Annotated in this window: 13 protein-coding genes and 3 pseudogenes; 5 read left to right on the plus strand and 11 right to left on the minus strand. The window is 56.8% G+C overall.

The annotated features are described in order from the left end of the window. Positions 1-452 precede the first annotated feature (452 nt). On the plus strand, positions 453-827 hold the full coding sequence (locus EN990_RS35955) for a zinc ribbon domain-containing protein (RefSeq protein WP_063169311.1): 375 nt from the start codon (positions 453-455) through the stop codon (positions 825-827). Between the two features lie 55 nt (positions 828-882). Here the strand turns inward: EN990_RS35955 and EN990_RS03695 are convergent. From EN990_RS03695 to EN990_RS03735, 10 genes and pseudogenes are all read right to left on the minus strand, one after another. After that, positions 883-1,007 (minus strand): annotated as a pseudogene (locus tag EN990_RS03695) (integrase core domain-containing protein); the annotation flags it as partial. Between the two features lie 24 nt (positions 1,008-1,031). Next, positions 1,032-1,934, minus strand: a complete 903-nt coding sequence (locus EN990_RS03700) for a CoA ester lyase (RefSeq protein ID WP_210326668.1) — start codon at positions 1,932-1,934, stop codon at positions 1,032-1,034. 133 nt (positions 1,935-2,067) lie between these two features. Further along, positions 2,068-3,219 carry a CaiB/BaiF CoA-transferase family protein gene (locus tag EN990_RS03705; RefSeq protein ID WP_063169312.1) on the minus strand — a complete coding sequence of 384 codons (1,152 nt, stop codon included), beginning with the start codon at positions 3,217-3,219 and terminating at the stop codon, positions 2,068-2,070. Between the two features lie 11 nt (positions 3,220-3,230). After that, positions 3,231-4,484, minus strand: coding sequence for a methylaspartate ammonia-lyase (locus EN990_RS03710; protein WP_063170371.1), 1,254 nt, complete (start codon positions 4,482-4,484; stop codon positions 3,231-3,233). Between the two features lie 453 nt (positions 4,485-4,937). Further along, positions 4,938-5,933: a succinylglutamate desuccinylase/aspartoacylase family protein gene (locus EN990_RS03715; protein WP_063169313.1), complete on the minus strand. Its 996-nt coding sequence runs from the start codon at positions 5,931-5,933 to the stop codon at positions 4,938-4,940. A 319-nt stretch (positions 5,934-6,252) separates the two neighbouring features. After that, a complete protein-coding gene (locus EN990_RS35370) occupies positions 6,253-6,426 on the minus strand; it encodes a hypothetical protein (protein ID WP_164548525.1) in 174 nt (57 codons plus the stop codon). A 93-nt stretch (positions 6,427-6,519) separates the two neighbouring features. Beyond that, positions 6,520-8,298, minus strand: coding sequence for an ABC transporter permease subunit (locus EN990_RS03720; RefSeq protein ID WP_063169314.1), 1,779 nt, complete (start codon positions 8,296-8,298; stop codon positions 6,520-6,522). A 20-nt stretch (positions 8,299-8,318) separates the two neighbouring features. Further along, entirely contained in the window at positions 8,319-9,407 is a 1,089-nt protein-coding gene (locus EN990_RS03725) for an ABC transporter ATP-binding protein (RefSeq protein ID WP_224570037.1), read from the minus strand. Between the two features lie 190 nt (positions 9,408-9,597). After that, the gene (locus EN990_RS03730) at positions 9,598-10,704 is read right to left on the minus strand and encodes an ABC transporter substrate-binding protein (protein WP_063169315.1); all 1,107 of its coding nucleotides are present in this window, start codon (positions 10,702-10,704) and stop codon (positions 9,598-9,600) included. A 62-nt stretch (positions 10,705-10,766) separates the two neighbouring features. After that, positions 10,767-11,930, minus strand: a complete 1,164-nt coding sequence (locus EN990_RS03735; protein WP_063169316.1) for a M20 aminoacylase family protein — start codon at positions 11,928-11,930, stop codon at positions 10,767-10,769. A 443-nt stretch (positions 11,931-12,373) separates the two neighbouring features. Here EN990_RS03735 and EN990_RS35375 point away from each other — a divergent pair, with 443 nt between their 5' ends. Then, positions 12,374-12,544 (plus strand): hypothetical protein, encoded by a 171-nt coding sequence (locus tag EN990_RS35375; RefSeq protein ID WP_164548526.1) that lies wholly within the window; start codon positions 12,374-12,376, stop codon positions 12,542-12,544. Positions 12,545-12,629: 85 nt separating this feature from the next. After that, positions 12,630-13,261: pseudogene (locus EN990_RS03740) on the plus strand (IS5 family transposase). 2 nt (positions 13,262-13,263) lie between these two features. On the opposite strand, the gene EN990_RS03745 reads toward EN990_RS03740, so the two are convergent. Beyond that, positions 13,264-14,439 carry a Xaa-Pro peptidase family protein gene (locus EN990_RS03745; protein WP_063169317.1) on the minus strand — a complete coding sequence of 392 codons (1,176 nt, stop codon included), beginning with the start codon at positions 14,437-14,439 and terminating at the stop codon, positions 13,264-13,266. A 258-nt stretch (positions 14,440-14,697) separates the two neighbouring features. Here EN990_RS03745 and EN990_RS35380 point away from each other — a divergent pair, with 258 nt between their 5' ends. After that, positions 14,698-14,853, plus strand: a complete 156-nt coding sequence (locus EN990_RS35380; RefSeq protein WP_164548527.1) for a hypothetical protein — start codon at positions 14,698-14,700, stop codon at positions 14,851-14,853. A 155-nt stretch (positions 14,854-15,008) separates the two neighbouring features. Further along, positions 15,009-16,465, plus strand: a pseudogene (locus EN990_RS03755) (MFS transporter). The last annotated feature ends 741 nt before the right edge of the window (positions 16,466-17,206 follow it).

The following is a 17,206-nucleotide window of genomic DNA, read 5'->3' on the forward strand; positions in this document are numbered from 1 at the left end:
TGTTCACGTTCATGAGGTGATCGAGAACGCCGACCGGGAGGTTTTCCGCTGCAGTCTCTCCCGCCACGCCTCCGATCGGTGGCTGGAAGTTCCGGCCTGGATGTTTGATCGCGGTCTGCACCGCGTGGCGCATTGCCCTGCCCCACATATCGATCCCAGAACGCTTGGCGTCTTGGTGACACTGCTGCAGGACCCGACGGCCAATTCCCACACCCCATCGCAATTGGAGGATTCGGGCGCAGCATCGGGTCCTCACGAAGCGAACCGGGGAGAGGTCCATACCGCGCCAGCCTACGACATATCAGTTCGATCTTCTCCAACCCGCACGACGCGCAGACCGCGCAGATGCCGCCATTCGCTCGCGCAGCCGCCGTAAGGCGCGAGATGCTGGCGCTGATTCCGGGTGCACACGAAGGCTACGTCGGCTGGGAAAGGCGGAAGCGATCCGCAAGATGGTGAGCGACCACGTGCCCACGAGCCGGCATCACGGGGCGCCCAAGCATGGCGACGCTCTGCTCGCCGACCTTGTCCGCTGCCGGCGCTGCGGCCGCGAGCTGACGGTCCGCTACACGGGAACCAAGCACAACATTCCGCGCTATTCCTGCTGGCGTGGTCTGCTTGACAATGGCGAGCCGCGTTGCATCGCCTTCGGTGGACTCGCGTCGATCGAAGGCGTTCATCCTCTGCCGGACGGTCCATGGGTCTTCAGCCGATCAACGCTTGACGAACCGGCGGCTCAGCGCATCGTTCATCGCGCGCGGCAAAACCCAAAATACCCCATGGGATCGCATCCAGATCAGCAAAACCTATTCACTCAAATGACATAGACAGATGAGTGTTATGAACAGGATTTAGGTCCTGCCTCCATTCGGCAGTGGCACTGCGGGCGTGGTCGAGGCCGAAGAACAGGCCATCGTTCAACAGCTCGTCTCGCATTCGGCCGTTGAGGGAATCGCGTAGCCATTTTGCATCGGCTTGCCCGGCGCGGTGTAGTGCCATTCGCTCCTGTTCAGCCGCTGATAACAGGCCAGTCAGTTGTTGCCCACAAGAATCAGGATCTCGTGGGCGCGCCGCACCACTGGCGGATCTATCATTTTGCCATTCAACGAGAATGCGGACAGTCCACGCGTGGCGGCATCATTTGCCGCCGCGACAACTTTATGGGCCCACTCGAGCTCCTGGGCGCTTGGCGAGAAAGCCTCATTGAATATGGCCACCTGTGTCGGATGGATCGCCAAAGCTCCGGCAAAGCCAAGCCGCCGCGCCCGCACCGCGGCCTCACGAAGTTTATGCGTGTCCGAGAACTCGCCGATGCTTCCTATGAAGCCCAGCGGGAGCAAGCCGGCCGCGCGGGCGGCAAACAGAACAGAAAGGTTCGGCGTCAAAAGAAGGTCGAATCCTGGGGCGCCGCCAACAGCGGCGCTGAAGTCTTCAGGGCCAAGCGCCATTGCGACCATCCTTGGATGCGCCGACGCAATGGCCGCAAGCCTTTGCAAGGCGCCCGGGGTCTCAATCTGGGCAAGGAACCGGATGCCTCCCTGCGGAAGATTTCTTTCACGTTCTAGTTCCGAAACCGCATTCGCGATCTCTATAACCCACTCTGCCGAATCCGTCTTCGGAAGAACCAGTGCGTCAACACCCGCCATCACGGCTGCATCGAGATCGGCCGCCAAGGCGCGCAGACCATGATTCACGCGGACCAAAACAGATGCGCCTTTCCGGCCCACCTCTGCCACGCATTCAGGAAGCTGCTGCCGTGACTCTCCTTTCCGATCCTGGGGCACGGAATCCTCCAGGTCGAGAATGACGCCATCTGCGCCCCGCTCATGGGCCGTCTCTACAAAGCGCGGAACGTGAACAGGAACGAAGAGCAGGGATCTCCAGCGCGGTACAGACATCGCGCCTTCAACGGCCGCAAAGGTGTCCTTGATCATGGAGACGCCTTTGCGGCCGATTTTAGCGCGGGCGCTGCCAGTGAGCTTTCTAGGCGGCCGGTGCGCTGAAATGATCCGAGGTACACAGGCATTTTGTAAACCGCGAGCAGTCTCACCTTACTGAAACGCGCGCTCACGCTGACGCGGCTCTTTCGCGCAAAAGCGCCCGCACCTCCTCGCGGACAGCCTCGGTATGAGAGCCAAGAGCCGGGACTGGGCGAAGCGAGGGGAGCTCCGAGTTGAAAATCGCCGCCGGCGCTATCGTCTCGACGGCTCCATCGGGTGTTCCAACCTGCACCCTGCGAATGTGTGGATGCTTTGAAACATCCACCACTTCGTTCAGTCGGCCATATGCCAGGCCGGCCGCCTCGAGCTCCTGCATCGCATCGTGGCAGGATAGTTCAAAAAACCGCTGTTCAATGATCTCATCAAGTTGCGCACGATGAGCGAGGCGCTCCATATTGTCAGCAAAACCAGGTGCGCGTGTGAGCCCGGACTGCTTCAGGAATTTCTCGCAGAAATTCACCCATTCGCGGTCATTCTGAACCGAAAAGATGACCTCTTTGCCGTCGGCACAGCGATAGGCACCATACGGCGCGAGCGACGGGTGTTTCACGCCTGCGCGTACCGTCTGGTAGCCGCTGTAATCATTTTGCAAAACCGGCACGTTCATCCAGTCGGCGACGGCATCAAACAGTGACACCTGGATGCTGGTCCCTTCGCCGGTGACCTCGCGGTGGTACAGTGCCTGAAGAATGGCGCTGTGCGCTGTCATGCCCGCCGAGATATCGCAAACCGAGACCCCTACACGCGCAGGCCCCTGTTGGTTGCCGGTGATAGCGCATAGACCTGTTTCGGCCTGGACGATCAGATCGTAGGCCTTCAAATGGGAATACGGCCCTGACTCCCCGAAACCAGAAATGTCGCAGGTGATCAGCCGCGGATATCGTCGACGCAGATCAGCGGACGCGAACCCCAGTTTTTCTATGCTGCCCGGCTTTAGATTCTGGATGAAGACATCAGCACTGGCAATGAGCGTGTCGAGGACGGCGCGATCCGCCTCCAACCTCAGGTCTAGACAGACCGACTCCTTACCCCGGTTGAGCCAGACGAAGTACGCGCTCTGCCCCCGCACCAGCTTGTCGTAGTTTCGGGCAAAGTCCCCTTCGGGCCTTTCGACCTTGATCACCCGGGCGCCTGCGTCAGCAAGGCGAGACGATGCGTAGGGAGCTGCAACGGCCTGTTCGACCGCCACAACCGTGATGTCCTTGAGACTGTTTAGCATCAGGGCGCTTCCTACGCGGCTTTCAGGTTTTGTGCCCGACGCCGATCAAGCATGGCGAGCAACCGATTTTGTTCGTTGCCTACAATGGAAAGACCTTCGTCGATGCCCATGCCAGGCTTCGCGAGCATCATGTCCGCCTGTGTTGCCACCGAAATGTGAACCGTCGCTCGCGCGGAGAGATCCGTCTCGCTGCAGCTGCCTCCCACATAGGCGTCCACGTTGTTCTCTTTGCACAGAAGCACCGCACGGGCGCTGTCGGCGATCGAGCCCACGTCCGGCGTCTTGATCTGCACGAGATGGGTCGCCTTAGCCTCCGCAAACAGACGCACATCCTCTAAGGTGTTGCAGCGTTCATCGACAACGATGCGCGCACGTGACGCGCGCGCATTCAGAATGCCGACGATCTGCCCGTAATTTTCGACCTGCGCCGGCGTAGACCCGAAGTCGGCTGGCGATTCGATATTCACCGTGAACTCCGGAACCGCGTCAGCAACCTTACTGATGAAGTCGGCGATGCGCTGGACGTCGAGCCCGATCTCCATACCGATCCAGCCGTACACATCGAAATGCAGCACCGGAGAATAGTCTGGTTGGCCGATTTGCTTGACGCGGTGCGCCACCCATTTGACGAAATCCAGAAAGGTTTCTCCCCCAACGCCGAATTTGCTACGCGAGTTGATGAGGCCATGCGGGATCACATCCACCCCCTTCAGGATCATTTTATCGACATTGATTTCGCGCGCATCACCGCTCTGGCAATAAATTGGGACACGACGATGCGGCATGGATAGGCAAAATTCCGAACAAACCACCTCCGCCATGGTACGACGCGCAGCATGGGCAGCAGCGCTTAAAAGGGCTTGGCTGACCCCATATTCGATGCATAGTGGGAGTCGTTTCCCAGTATGGAGATCGAAGACACTGGAGCAGGCTGTCAAAAAGCTGGACGCATCAATGTTTAAGAGCCGCGGGACAACAACACGTGACGTGAGATCCATGATGGCTCCGACGTCAAACAGGGGGTCACGCCCGCCAGCCCCTGAGTATTGCACTCCCATCATATCGCCCCAGGCGACCATATCGTCTTCCAGGACAAGCCCGACGCTTAAGCAAGCTGCCGGAACACGGATATCACGGAAGCCGGGCGTCAATGGCTCGCCGACGTAAACAAAACCGTCCTGGCCAACCCCTGCCCTAATGGCAGCTTGATCGTCATAAAAGAAGGCGCCGTTGCCGGGCGTGAGAATGACGTCTTTGATCTGCACTGAATTATACTCGAGTTTGGCCAAGCTATGAGCTGCGGCCGGATTTGCGCGCTCTGTCCTAAGTTATGCCCCGTTCGGAATCGGTTTTGCCAATATAAAGCCCCGAACGTGCCCATCTCGTTTTAAGATACGATAAAGTTGTTTTACGGGCGTCAGCGGGGACGGCACCGTCCGCCTCCCCTCTTGGTCGCGGTGCGCCGGATCGTCGCCCCTGCTTCCATAACAGAAGCTAGGCGATCAATCCGTCCGGCCAGCTCCCATCTCGGACCGCCACTTTCAACCATGGTTAGTATAAACCAAGCGATCAAGGATCAAGCAATCTTTTTGGCATGATTTTGGAAGACAGGATCAGCCGCTGATCGATCCGAGGAGCTGGCCTATAAGCTCCAGTCGAGGCCAGTGCCTTCATACCGGAGTTACTACAGCTGGCCAAGGCGCGGCTAATCTGTACCTCTAGTTATGCAGCGGCCGCGCAAGGATGGCTACCCCTTCATTGCGGTCGACATGCGCGCCCGATCCTATGGCTAGGACGATTGATGGCCCAGGCGCTCGGATGTCAATGGACGGAGCGGAAACAGAATCCATAGAGTGTAGGATACCTATAAGATCTCCCGACCTCACTTCATCCAACACAGAGCAGCGAGGTTCGAAGATACCCTGCGCGGGCGATTTCAACTCGTCTGATATCAGCGTCTCAAGGGTCTGACTGGACCTTTTGTTACGGAAAGACACGTCCTCGACTTTTCCTTCGACGAGTCCAAGCATAACGAGCGCGTTGCGAACTCCAGCTTCATAAATCGCTAGAGCTTCTGCGCTAACCGTACCACCGCCGAATTCCGCGCAAACGAATACCTTCCCTAGGCTATGTGCCCAACTGTCGAACATCCCAGCCGTGTCGTCATGTTGCCAGAGCAATGTTACGGGCAGCTTAAATGCCGCTGCCATTGCGAGCGTCTTAGCCATGAGATCCGCATCAGCAATTGGATGCGTGATGACCGCCGGGGGAAAATCCCACGTTGGGCCGAAGCTGTGCAGATCGAAAACGATGTCGGCATTTGGCAACAATACGCGTGAAACCGCATCCGCGATTCGTTCCGTAACAGACCCGTCGGCACGGCCCGGAAACACGCGGTTCAGATTCAAACCATCAAGCGGAGTATTGCGGCTCCATGCTTGAACTGCCAATGGATTAAGCACTGGCAGCACGATGATCCTACCACTGGTTTGCGCTTGTGGCAGCCACTCGATAAGCCGCCGCGCGACTAATGGCCCCTCCATTTCATTGCCATGATTCCCACCGGTGATAAGAAGGCGCGGTCCATCGCCCTTATTAAGACTAAAAACCGGAAGCGAGAACTCTTCATGGTCGGCGCCTCCCGGCACAACGAGGTGTCCTCTGCTCACGCCATGCGCATCGAGATCAAACGTAAGATGTGGTGCTTCGTTCATTGCTTAACCTATTGCGGGTGATCTGGCGACTTTGACCGGGCATATGGTCTTGTACACGGCTATTTTTTTCGCCTGGAACTATGCACACGCGGTCACCACTTCGCCAATATAATGTCCGAGACGGCACCATCGCGTTTTCAGATGACCAGGGCTCGCTCTGCTGACCTGTCCCTTGGTTCGTCACCTTGATCCCGGTGCACTAAGGGAGGAGGAAGGTCAAAGTCGCGGTGGGTAGCCGATTTCAGAAATCGCGCGATCAGCCGGTTGACGTTGGCTAGCTGTTCGTTGTTCAGACGGGCGAAGGATCTGTGCGATCCGGTCAGCGCCGTTGACCTCGAATTCCATCCTGGCGCGCAGCAAGAGGATCGGCAGGTCTGAGCTTGCTGGCGAGCAAGGCCGGCCGATCCCAGACATAGTCCGAATCCTTGATCCGCATGTGCCAGATGATAATTGCAAGAGCTTTACTGGTTTCCGTTTTGGACCAGGTGGCCATTTTATCCGCCCGTTGAAGCCCCGAACAGATGCTTGTCGCCAGTCCGTAGGAATAGGTCGGACGCATCATCAGGAAGTGGATCTGCCACGCCAGTTAGGCAGCGGCTTCCTGTAATGTTCGCTGCATGCTCGGTCGAGAACGCCACCAGACGGCATAGAGGACAAGCATCCAGATTAAAGGCAGAAGCATCAAAAGAGAAGCGACTGCAGCAATCGTCGGGTCGATTTGGTGGCGGATATTCTCCAGCATCTTCAAGGGCAACGTCCGCACCGACAGACCGCCGACCAAAGACGTTATGACCGCTTCATCGAATGACTGGAGGAATGCGAACATGGCGCCGCCGATCACTCCCGGCCTGATTAACGGCAGTGTTACGCGAAAAAACGTTTGCAGTGGTCCGGCACGCATACTCTTGGCCGCCTGCTCTAACGTCCGATCGAAGTTGGCCAACGTCGCAGAAACGATCACCACCACAATTCCAACAGCGCCGATACTGTGAGCGAGGGCGATACCACCCTTTGTGCCGATTAGACCAATCTGGATGAGACCCAGATAAGTCGCGATACCGACCACGATAACTGGAAAGGTGATAGGCGTGATTATGATCATTGTCAGCACGCCGCGAAGTCTTGCGCTTATTCGGCTCAATCCGAAAGCAGCAAGTGTTCCCAATAGAGTAGAAATAACAGCTACCTCGACACCAATCTCGACGCTGGTCCAAGCTGCTCCGCTCCAAGATGCATCGCCGAAAAACGAGCGATACCATTGAAGCGACAGGCCCGAAGGCGGAAATTGCAAAAATGCCCCGGAACTGAACGACATGATGACAACGATTATCCCTGGGAATAAAAGAAAGGCCATCACCAAAACGATAAAAACGATCGCGACGACTTTAGGCCATCGCCTTTCCGCCCCAGGCACGTAGCGCCGTCCCGTCCACCGTTTGACACGATAGGGACGCAGAATTTCGCTGAAGTTTCGTTTGATAACAAGAACAATGGGTAGTCGGGACATCGAGCCCTTCGGAGCTCGAGTTTGGCTTTGCTCTTGTTTGCCGGAGAGGTCAAGCCCGACCATGGAAAGCACCACAATGGCAAACCCGAGAAGGATGAAGGACGCAGCGGCAATGCGCGGAATATCGAACGAGCTATTCACCTCGGCCGCAATGAAGGTTGAAAGCATGGCATCGCGCAATCCCCCAAGTGCCGCCGGCGTGATATAGAATCCTAGGCAGAACACAAAAACTAGGAGCGAGCCACTCCGTGCGCCTGGAATGCTAAGGGGGAGAAATACACGCCTGAAAGCGGTGAAAGGTCCCGCTCCCATACTGCGTGCAGCAGCCATCAAGGACCGATCGATCCCCATCATCGCACTAACCAAGGGAAGTATCATCATCGGCAGCATGATGTGGACCATGCCAATATAGACCGCGGTTCGGTTATAGATGAGTTGCAGAGGTCGATCGATCAATCCGACGTCCAGCAAGATGTTGTTGATGACCCCGCGATCCCCAAGAATAACAATCCATGCGTAGGTACGCGCCAGCCCACTGGTCAAATAGGGGATGATCACGAGAGCGATGAGCGTCATGCGCAGAGTCTTGGATGCCGTGACGATCAGATACGCGGTTGGATAGCCTACGATTAAGCAGATGGCAGTTGCGACCAGACTTATTTCTATCGTTTGAAAGAGCACCCGCACATTAGCTGGCTGGGCGAAAAACGCTCCGTAGTATTGGAACGAGAAATCGGGGGCATTGACACTGCTTAGGAAAAGCAAGGTTATAGGGGCACCGAAAACCACAAGCAAAAGCGCGAACGCGGGCGCGGTTAACCCAAGTGGCACCTTGGCCATTCTGCGCAAAAGCTTCATGGATATCCCTTATCAATCGCTTATGGCGAAACGAAGCGAATGTCTGACCGCAGCCACGTGAGGCAAACCTCCTCGCCTGGCTGGAAAACAGGTTGGTCTGCCGCGACATGTTCCCGGACGATGAGAACATTGTTGCCAACGCGAACATGGTATTTTCGCAGAGGGCCGGCAAAAATCATATCGTCGACCGCACCGGCAACATATTGCCGCTGGTCCGTTTGAGCCCACTCCGCAGTCTTCGGAAGTACACTGATGCGCTCTGGCCTTATCATCGCAACGGTGCCGATTTGCGGCGCGTTGCCCCCTCTGGCCAGCAACAAGGCATCCTCGAGAATGTTCGCCTCACCCAGAAATTTAGCGACAAAGCACGATGATGGCCGATCATAGAGGGCCTCTGGTGTATCGATTTGCTCGACACGTCCTGCGCGCATTACAACAATCCGGTCTGACAGAGTAAGCGCCTCCTCCTGGTCATGCGTAACGCACACCGTCGTGATACCGAACTCCTTGTGCAAGCTCTTCATCTCGATCTGCATCTGCTCACGCAGGTTACGGTCGAGTGCGCCAAGCGGTTCATCAAGTAATAGGAAGGGTGGATCGGCAATCAGCGCGCGGGCTAGCGCCACGCGCTGCTGCTGACCGCCACTCAATTGGGATGGCATGCGACCGCCGAATTCCCCTAGATGCACGCGCTCAAGCATACGGGCTACCCGAACCTTCCTCTGATCGGGAGCCATGCCCCGCATTTCGAGAGGGAATTCCAGGTTTCGAGCCACTGTGAGATGCGGGAACAGCGCATAGCTCTGGAACACAATTCCTTGATCGCGCCGGTAGGACGGGACCGAAGCCACTGAATGGCCGGCGATCATAATATCACCCGAACTCGGGGCCTCAAAGCCGGCCAAGAGCATCAGGGTAGTGGTCTTACCCGAGCCGCTCGGGCCGAGAATCGTCAAGAACTCGCCGCGACGCACGGTCAGCGACAGATCCCTGACCGCCGGAACACTCCCGTACATCTTGGTAACACTGCTGAACTGAATTTGTGGCACCGATTGGTTCACATCTGCAGCGTCAACTTCCGAACGGGGGGCGGTATTCATTGCGTGCATGTTCACTGTGGCTCCTCCACCATCGCTGGCGTGCATTAGCAGGCATTTGCCGTACCTTCTGCCGTCGTACCCGATGCCGTGAGCGGAGAGGCTAGTGGGCTACCCCGCTCCCCGTCACATTTTCAGCATCAGTTTCGACTTTAGCCCGGTATGGAGTTACCCCGACCGGACTTTCGCACTTCAACCAACCCTACTGCAGGATCCACTCATTCCACCGCTGGATAAGCATCTCAGTGTTGGAAACACCGCTGGGGCCTACCTCATTGTACCATTTGCCGTTGATGGAAACGCTGCTCTTGATGTAATCTGGGTGGGTAGGGAGCTTGCGCGCAACTTTCTCGGGAAGAAGTTTGAACGCATTGCCGTTGCTTGGTCCCTCAGGAAACAATTGGCAAAATGCTGCCTGACGTTCCGCGCGAGTGGCGAATTCGATAAACTTCTGCGCAGCCTTCGCGTTGGGTGAACCCTTTGGAATGACCCAATAATCCCACTGCAGCTTCGCCTGGTTTCGATTGATCTCCGTCGCGGCGCCCTGATCGATCAACAGTAGAGCTCTTCCGTCATACGATTGAGCGATGTCAACGACCTTATCATGCAACATCTGTTGAATCTCTGATCCGCTGCTCCACCACTTACGGATGTGCGGCTTTATTTTGTCCAAACTGGCAAACACCCGGTCGATATCCATCGGGTAGAGCTTATCGGGAGATACACCGTCCGCTAACAGGGCCTCTTCCCAGGGTCCTTCTGAACCAAACTGGCCGGACACCAAGGTGCGAACGCCGGGAAACTTATCAGCATCCCAGAATTCAGCCCAGTTTGTCGGCCGGGGTTTATCAGCTGGGAATACGTCTGTGCTATATACCATATTATATGAGTAAATCAAATTTGCCACGCCAAACGGTTGCTTGGCAAATTCATAAATTCCGTCTAGCTCTTCTTTCCTGAACAAGGAGTAATCAATTTCTTCAAGAATTCCTTTCTTAGCTGCGACCAAGCCGGACCCTTGCGTAAGCGCCCCGACATCTACCGTGACATTGCCCGATTTTACCATCAACTCGACCTGTCCCATACCCATGTCGTCGGTGATTGGGTTGACCTTGATACCGGTCTCAGCTTCAAATGGCTTAGCGTAAGCCTCAATGTTAGCCTTTCCCCAATCGCCGCCGCCTAGCACTACGTTGATCTGGTTGGGTGTTTGGGCCGCAACGCGGCCCGCAATTGAAGACAGAGCGCCAGCCGCCATGGCGGTCGATGTCGCCTGCAGCAATCGTCGGCGATTTATTTCGTATTTCATGTCGTTACCCTCTTCTTGTGATCTCAGCCTTGATTAGCCAAGGTTGTTTTGCTTGGACAATGTCATGGTGCTAGAGCAGCCTCGGCCAAGTTGACCCAGTATCCAATGCCGTATGGCAGTGCTTCATCGTTAAAGTCGTAGGTTGGATTATGGAGAGCAGCAGTCGATCCATTTCCAAGCAGTATACATGCCCCCGGCCGCGCCTCTAGCATGTACGCGAAGTCCTCTGACCCCAAACTAGGTTTGACTTTGGGGTTCACCGATGAATGGCCGACCAGAGCACGCGCCACCTCTGTTGCCCGACGCGTTTGATCGGGATGATTGACAGTGAGGGGCTCCAGGCGGCGATGCTGAAACTCGACCTTCGCCCCGGAAGCGCGTGCAATATTTTCCGCGCACGCCTCAATCTGTTTTTCAGCGAAGTCGCGCAAAATCGGTGACAGTGTCCTGACTGTTCCGGCAATCTCCGCGCGTTCGGGAATGATGTTGTAAGCTTGTCCGGCGTTCAGCTTTGTGACGGAGATCACCAGGGACTCGGTGGGGTCCGTGTTGCGTGAGACTAGTGTCTGCAAGCCTAAAATGATCTGAGCTGCAACAACGACGGGGTCAATTGTCAGATGGGGAGCGGCCGCGTGACCCCCTCTGCCTTTGACCACAATATCGAACTCGTCGAGCGCGGCAAAAATCGAACCTTCGCAAATGCCGAACGCACCAACCTCCATGCCTGGCCAATTGTGCATGCCAAAGACCTGAGATATCCCGAAACGGTCCATGATCCCCTCCTGGACCATTCTTTGGCCGCCGCGGCCATCTTCCTCGGCAGGTTGGAAGATCAGGGCAACGGACCCTTTGAAGTTCCGGGTCGCGGCGAGGTATTTCGCGGCGCCAAGGAGCATTGCAGTATGCCCGTCGTGACCACACGCGTGCATCTGTCCGGACCTTTTCGACGTCCAAGGTTTGCCTGAAGCTTCGAGTATAGGCAGAGCGTCCATGTCGGCCCGCAACCCGATAGTGGGCCCATCTCCGAGTTGACCTTGGATCAACGCAACCACGCCGGTTTCAGCTATCCTGCACTCGATGTGGTTAATCCCGAAGGAAGCCAGCTTTTCCGCCACAAATGCCGCTGTGTCATTCACCCGATAGTCAAGCTCCGGATTCTCGTGCAGGTACCGGCGCCAAGTCATCGCTTCGATCTCGATCTCCTTGAACCTGTCAACGCCAACCATAGGCACGTTCCCGCATTTGAGTAATTTGGATCAGGCGCCGGTGCGTAATTAATGATCGATGCCACCGGTGTTTTCGTCAAATGCAGTTTGGATATCGTAACCATCTAGAACCGAGATAGCCCCGCGTTCAGGCCTCGGTGTTGGCGCCGGCGACTGCGACCCGATAACAAGCCGTTTGCCCTCAAATGGATAAGCTTCGGCCTTAGAGGACCAGCTGCGAAGTGCTGGCAATCATAAACTCTGGCTCTGCTGGCAACGGCCAATGGCAAAGGTCTGAGTAGGAAGAGCTGTCACCATCGCGACACTCCTCCCCCTCCCACGACCTACTTTCCAGGACTGCATGCGCTTTGCCACTCAATCCGCAAACCGCAGACCCTAGGCGGCGTGGACAAATTCGATGTTAGCAGGGTCGCTTTCCTGCGATCGGGTTGTTAGCATTGGGAATGACACTGGAAGAAGAGAGCGAACGAGCTACGTCGATGCTGATTGGCAAGGTTGTTCGCCGTGTCATGCGCCACCGCGATGGAGAGGTGGTGATCGAGTTTGAGGATGGCAGCCGATTTTTCGCGGATAGCGACAGCCCTCTCGAACTGTCCATCACCTTGGCGGAATAGTATATCCGCCTTACGGAATTTCGGACGTCGATGCGATTGACGTAGCCCAAGAGGATTGATTCAAGGCTGCTTTTTGGAGGCAGGTTTGAGCAGGGGCGATCTCACCGAAGCAGAATGGCGTGTTCTCAAGGGCTTGCTGCCCATCGACCCTGACAAACGCGGCCGAGGTAGACCTCCCAAGCAGAATCGTTCGATCATCAACGGCATTCTCTGGCGGCTCCGCTGCGGCGCTCCATGGCGGGATGTCCCGCCCAAATACGGCAGTTGGAACACCATCTATCGTCGGTTCCGACGCTGGAGCGAGGCCGGGGTCTGGGAGACCGTGGCGGTAATGCTCGCCGAGGTCATGGCGGACAGCGGCCACTACAGCATCGACAGCACCACAGTTCGCGCCCATGTCTCGGCAGCGGGCGGAAAAGGGGGACTCGTGCACCGGACGCCTTCCTTGCGGACAAGGGCTACGATGCCGATACCATTCGCGCCGATCTCGCCGAGCGGAAGATTAAACCCGTCATACCCGGCCGATCAAACCGCCGCGTGAAGATCGAGTATGACCGGGCGCTCTACAAGCAGCGGAACCGAATCGAGCGCATGTTCGGCCACCTCAAAATCAACCGGGCCATTGCCACCCGCTACGATCAATTGGCCAATAGCTTCCTCGGAATGGTCTACCTAGCCACCGCCAGATACTGGCTCAAATTTGTCCACGCCGCCTAGCATCACGCCCGATAAAGTGTTGGCGGGATTTCGCTCAGGAGTTCCGCGCCGCGCTCTGTCACGAGCACGTGTGCGCCGGCACCAAATAGGTAGCCACTTTCGCTGCACAAAATGTTTGGCATGTGCAGGGTCATGCCAGCTCGGAGTGGTTCATTTACATCGGGCTCCAGGCTTAGGTCGCCGCGCTCAGTCCAATTGATGCCAGTTTGGTATCCTGTTCGTTGGCGGAAGACGCCCTTGCGTCCAGATCGCTTCAACACCTCGCCCCCAGCAGCGTGAACGTCCGCCGGCGTAGCACCTGGTCGAATCGAGGAGACAAGGGCCGCAATGACCTCTTCAGCCAAGCCGTGCAAAGATTCGGTTTCGGGATGTTTGCCAAGGACTGCGCATCGAACCATTCCCACTGTATACCCGTGTTTCGAAGCCCCTATCTCCAGAAAGGCAGGTTCGTTGTTGCTGAGAGGATGATGGGTCGCTGGCGCATGGGGCAACTTCACTCGCTCTCCAAACAAAATGGTACCCGGCGCAAGCCCGATATCCCCAGCGGCGTTGCTGGGGTCGTTTGTTACCGCCGCAGCTAGGGCCGCTGCCATTTCGATCTCCGTAATGCCGGGACGAAGCGATTGCTGAAAGGTTCGAATTGCCACGTCAGTGAGTCGAACAGCATCGCGCATACACGCCAACTCAAGTTCTCCTTTCACTGCTGACACTGACGAGACCAGTCGGGTGACGTCAGTAATCTTCAGATCCGGGAGCTGGTCTTGGACTGCGCGCACGTCGGCGGGCGCGAGATTCCAGCAGCCAAGCTCGAAACCGACTCGCTTATTGTCCAGTCCGAGTCGACGCAATACATCGGCGCAGACCCTGCCAAAATCAGGCTGATGTGTATAGGTTTCAATTTCCTCGATGCAGCTATATGAACGTACTGCCTGCTCGTCATATTCTCGGACAACAAATATCGGGACCCGACCCGGCATCAGAATAAGAGGGAAAGGCGCGAAATATCCACCGCTCCCATCGTAGCCGCTGAGATACTTCAAGTGGCCGTGCGCCGTTACTACGATTGCGTCCAAGCCTGCCGTAGCAACCGCATCCAGCACATTGTTTTGCCGGCGCTCATACTCTGATATCGGAAACGGTACACCAGTCAGAGGAATTGCGGAGCGTGTCGTCGCCATATCTCACCTCAATCAGTGTGTCGTGGTTTGGTTGCGCAAAACGCGCGATCGCGTCCATGTTCGAAATTGAACAAAAGCTTCGCCGGCTCATGCGGGGTGACAATCCCCTTTCCTGGCGGCTAGCGTCAAATGCTGTTTTTATATCGGCTGCATCTCGCAGCGAGATGCGCATAGTGCCTTCATCGGCCGCTCAATGCAGGCAACGCTGGTCTCCGACAGCTTTGTTCTCGCCAGAGGATCGCCGACAAAGGCGCCGAGTTGCTCGGCAAGCTCGTCAGCCTCGGCCAGAAGAACCATGCTGACGACCTTGAGCTTGGCAGCGAGTCGGCGCGCCTTCGCATTCTTGCCGGCGAAGCCGCCGACGCCGGGGGAACTGTGCCGGCGCCACGCAACAGCATGTTTGCACTGATGTAAGGCCGCTGCGACACCAGCGACGGCTCTCCGCCGCCACCTCCGCATCTCGCTACCAGATGACACTAATACAAAGACTGCATTTGGCGCATCCGACGTGTAAGAGGATCGTGTCGCGCGAAGTGGTTAAGCTTGGCGGAACCGAATCGGTCGGAGCAATGAGCAAAGCGGCGGGCGCAGATGCGGATGTAGTTTCGCCGAAGACGTTTGCGCCGCTCAGGAATACGACATTTCGCTCAATCTGGTTTAGCCTCTCAAGTCTCTTCCCTTGGCTGGCTGATGCAGACCGTTGCTATCAGCTGGCTAATGGCAACGGTTCCGACCTCCGATCTGATGGTTGCGCTCGAGCAGGCTTCGTCTAACCTGCCCGCTTTCATTTTGTCCATTTTCGCTAGGGGTTCTCGCCGACAACTTCAGCCGTCGAAGAGTCATGTTCGCCGGCCGATGCCTAATGGTAATAGCATCCGCGATGCTACGGCTTCAGTGGTGCTGGGCTTTATCGCCCCGTGGATGATCTTCGGCTTCAGCTTCTTGATCGCAAGTGGTGCCGCGCTCAACGATACCGCCTGGCAGGCTTCTGTTGGCGATATTGTGGACCGACGCGAAGTTCCCGCTGCCGTCACCCTCCTCTCCATTGGCTTCAACACTGCACGGACCGTGGGACCGGCGCTCGCGGCATCATGATTGCGTCGTTCGGACTTATGACGGCTTTCGCTATGTTTACACTCACCTATATGATCCCTTTGGTCACCATATGGCGATGCAAATGGAAGGTTCGCTCCTCACTTCTCCCACGTGAGTCAATGAGGACGGCCATCTATGACAGGCTGCGCTTCACAGCGATGTCATCGGAAATCAAGACGGCGATCGCCCGCGGAACCTTCTTTGGCCTGTCGGGCATCGCCATACTCGCACTGCTGCCATTGGTTGTCCGCGATCAGCTGGGCGAAGGACCGCTCGCCTATGGCACCATCATCGCCGGCTTCGGCACAGGCGCCGTCATGGCTGGCGTCGCCAACAGCCTATTAAGACGGAGCTTGTCAGAAGAGCAACTAATGACGCTGGCATGCGTCGCCTGTGCGGCGTGCTCCCTTTTTCTGGCACTGCCTCTTCCATTGCGAGCGGCGTCCTGTTTCCCCTTCGCGAGGGTCGCGAGGCCGAGCCCGACCCTTTGGAGGAATTCGACGCGCCGGCAGTCGCCCTCAGTCTCAAGCCGAGAAGCGGCCCCATCGTGGTCAAAGTCGAGTACCTCATACTCGTGGAAAATCTAGAAGAATTCCTCGCCATGCGCGGGTGCCGGCATGTACAGAGTCGCGTTGGTGCTCGGCACTGGACTCTCCAGCGCAACCTTCAGGAGCCTGTGCTATGGACGGAGACATTCCGTACGCCGACCTGGACCGACTACCTTCGCCTGAATCATCGCCTTACCGAGGCCGACAAGGAACTGGACGAGAGAATCATCCTCCTCCACAAAGGAAAGCATTCTCCACGAATAACATTGTCAATCGAGCGCCCCACGAGTGCTCCACGCAAGCCTGAGTCATCAACGCCTTTTTTCCCCCGCCATTCAACGAAACGGCCAGCGTGCCACCGCAGGCTGAATGAAGATACATAAGAAGGCACGTCAACTGCTAACCACATCGGGCGGGCAACAAGCATCGCCGCCTTCGGGTATATGACAGACAGAATGTAGCGGACTTGAAAAATGAAAGGCGCTCACCCACCGCCAACATTTCTCGGCTGGTTCCCGGCATTCAAGGTCCTGCGGCTATACGCGAAGGCGGCAAGCCGCGTTGAAGTCGTCGATATTCAGTCGCATCGAAGGACAATGACGTGTTGCCCTGATGCCACTCTCTGCGAGGTTAGCTTGTTTCTCGGATGAGGAGACAGACAATGGTCTGCCCCCTGAAAGGTCCTCCCTGAGGTATGTGTCCATTCTTGAACTCGGCTCGACAATGATAGCGAACCCTGTTGACCGTCGCACTGTCAGTCTCGAATCAAGTGCTCTCCTACAGCAGATGCGATTATCGCCAATGCGTACTGGTAGCGCCCGAAGCGCGCGTTATCGGCAGCCGCCGAGGGCCGTGATGCGGCCGCGATCGAGCCTTGTAGTAACAGACGCGCTCTCCGGTGGTCGGGCCAGCACCTTACCCCTCTTCCCTATGGCCCCAAGGCAGAGCAATTGCCAATGCGGGACATCCCGCTTCTAAGTCTCCTGCAACATTATTGGAGGCCGCGACGGCCCTGCTCGTGACGATCAGGGGTGGTCGCCGCACACCAGCGGGATCATTGCCCCACAAGCGCATCCAGATTCCGGCCGGGCGTTCCGCTGTCAATATCAAAGTCGGCCGGCGGG

The sequence above is a fragment of the Mesorhizobium sp. M7A.F.Ca.US.005.03.1.1 genome, assembly GCF_003997975.1.
Lineage (GTDB): Bacteria > Pseudomonadota > Alphaproteobacteria > Rhizobiales > Rhizobiaceae > Mesorhizobium > Mesorhizobium ciceri.

Bases quoted from the DNA above. Each gene is read 5' to 3' on its own strand.
- EN990_RS35955 (WP_063169311.1), top strand. From the start codon at position 453: ATGGTGAGCGACCACGTGCCCACGAGCCGGCATCACGGGGCGCCCAAG.
- EN990_RS03700 (WP_210326668.1), bottom strand. From the start codon at position 1,934: ATGATCAAGGACACCTTTGCGGCCGTTGAAGGCGCGATGTCTGTACCG.
- EN990_RS03705 (WP_063169312.1), bottom strand. From the start codon at position 3,219: ATGCTAAACAGTCTCAAGGACATCACGGTTGTGGCGGTCGAACAGGCC.
- EN990_RS03715 (WP_063169313.1), bottom strand. From the start codon at position 5,933: ATGAACGAAGCACCACATCTTACGTTTGATCTCGATGCGCATGGCGTG.
- EN990_RS35370 (WP_164548525.1), bottom strand. From the start codon at position 6,426: ATGGCCACCTGGTCCAAAACGGAAACCAGTAAAGCTCTTGCAATTATC.
- EN990_RS03720 (WP_063169314.1), bottom strand. From the start codon at position 8,298: ATGAAGCTTTTGCGCAGAATGGCCAAGGTGCCACTTGGGTTAACCGCG.
- EN990_RS03725 (WP_224570037.1), bottom strand. From the start codon at position 9,407: ATGCACGCAATGAATACCGCCCCCCGTTCGGAAGTTGACGCTGCAGAT.
- EN990_RS03730 (WP_063169315.1), bottom strand. From the start codon at position 10,704: ATGAAATACGAAATAAATCGCCGACGATTGCTGCAGGCGACATCGACC.
- EN990_RS03735 (WP_063169316.1), bottom strand. From the start codon at position 11,930: ATGGTTGGCGTTGACAGGTTCAAGGAGATCGAGATCGAAGCGATGACT.
- EN990_RS35375 (WP_164548526.1), top strand. From the start codon at position 12,374: ATGACACTGGAAGAAGAGAGCGAACGAGCTACGTCGATGCTGATTGGC.
- EN990_RS03745 (WP_063169317.1), bottom strand. From the start codon at position 14,439: ATGGCGACGACACGCTCCGCAATTCCTCTGACTGGTGTACCGTTTCCG.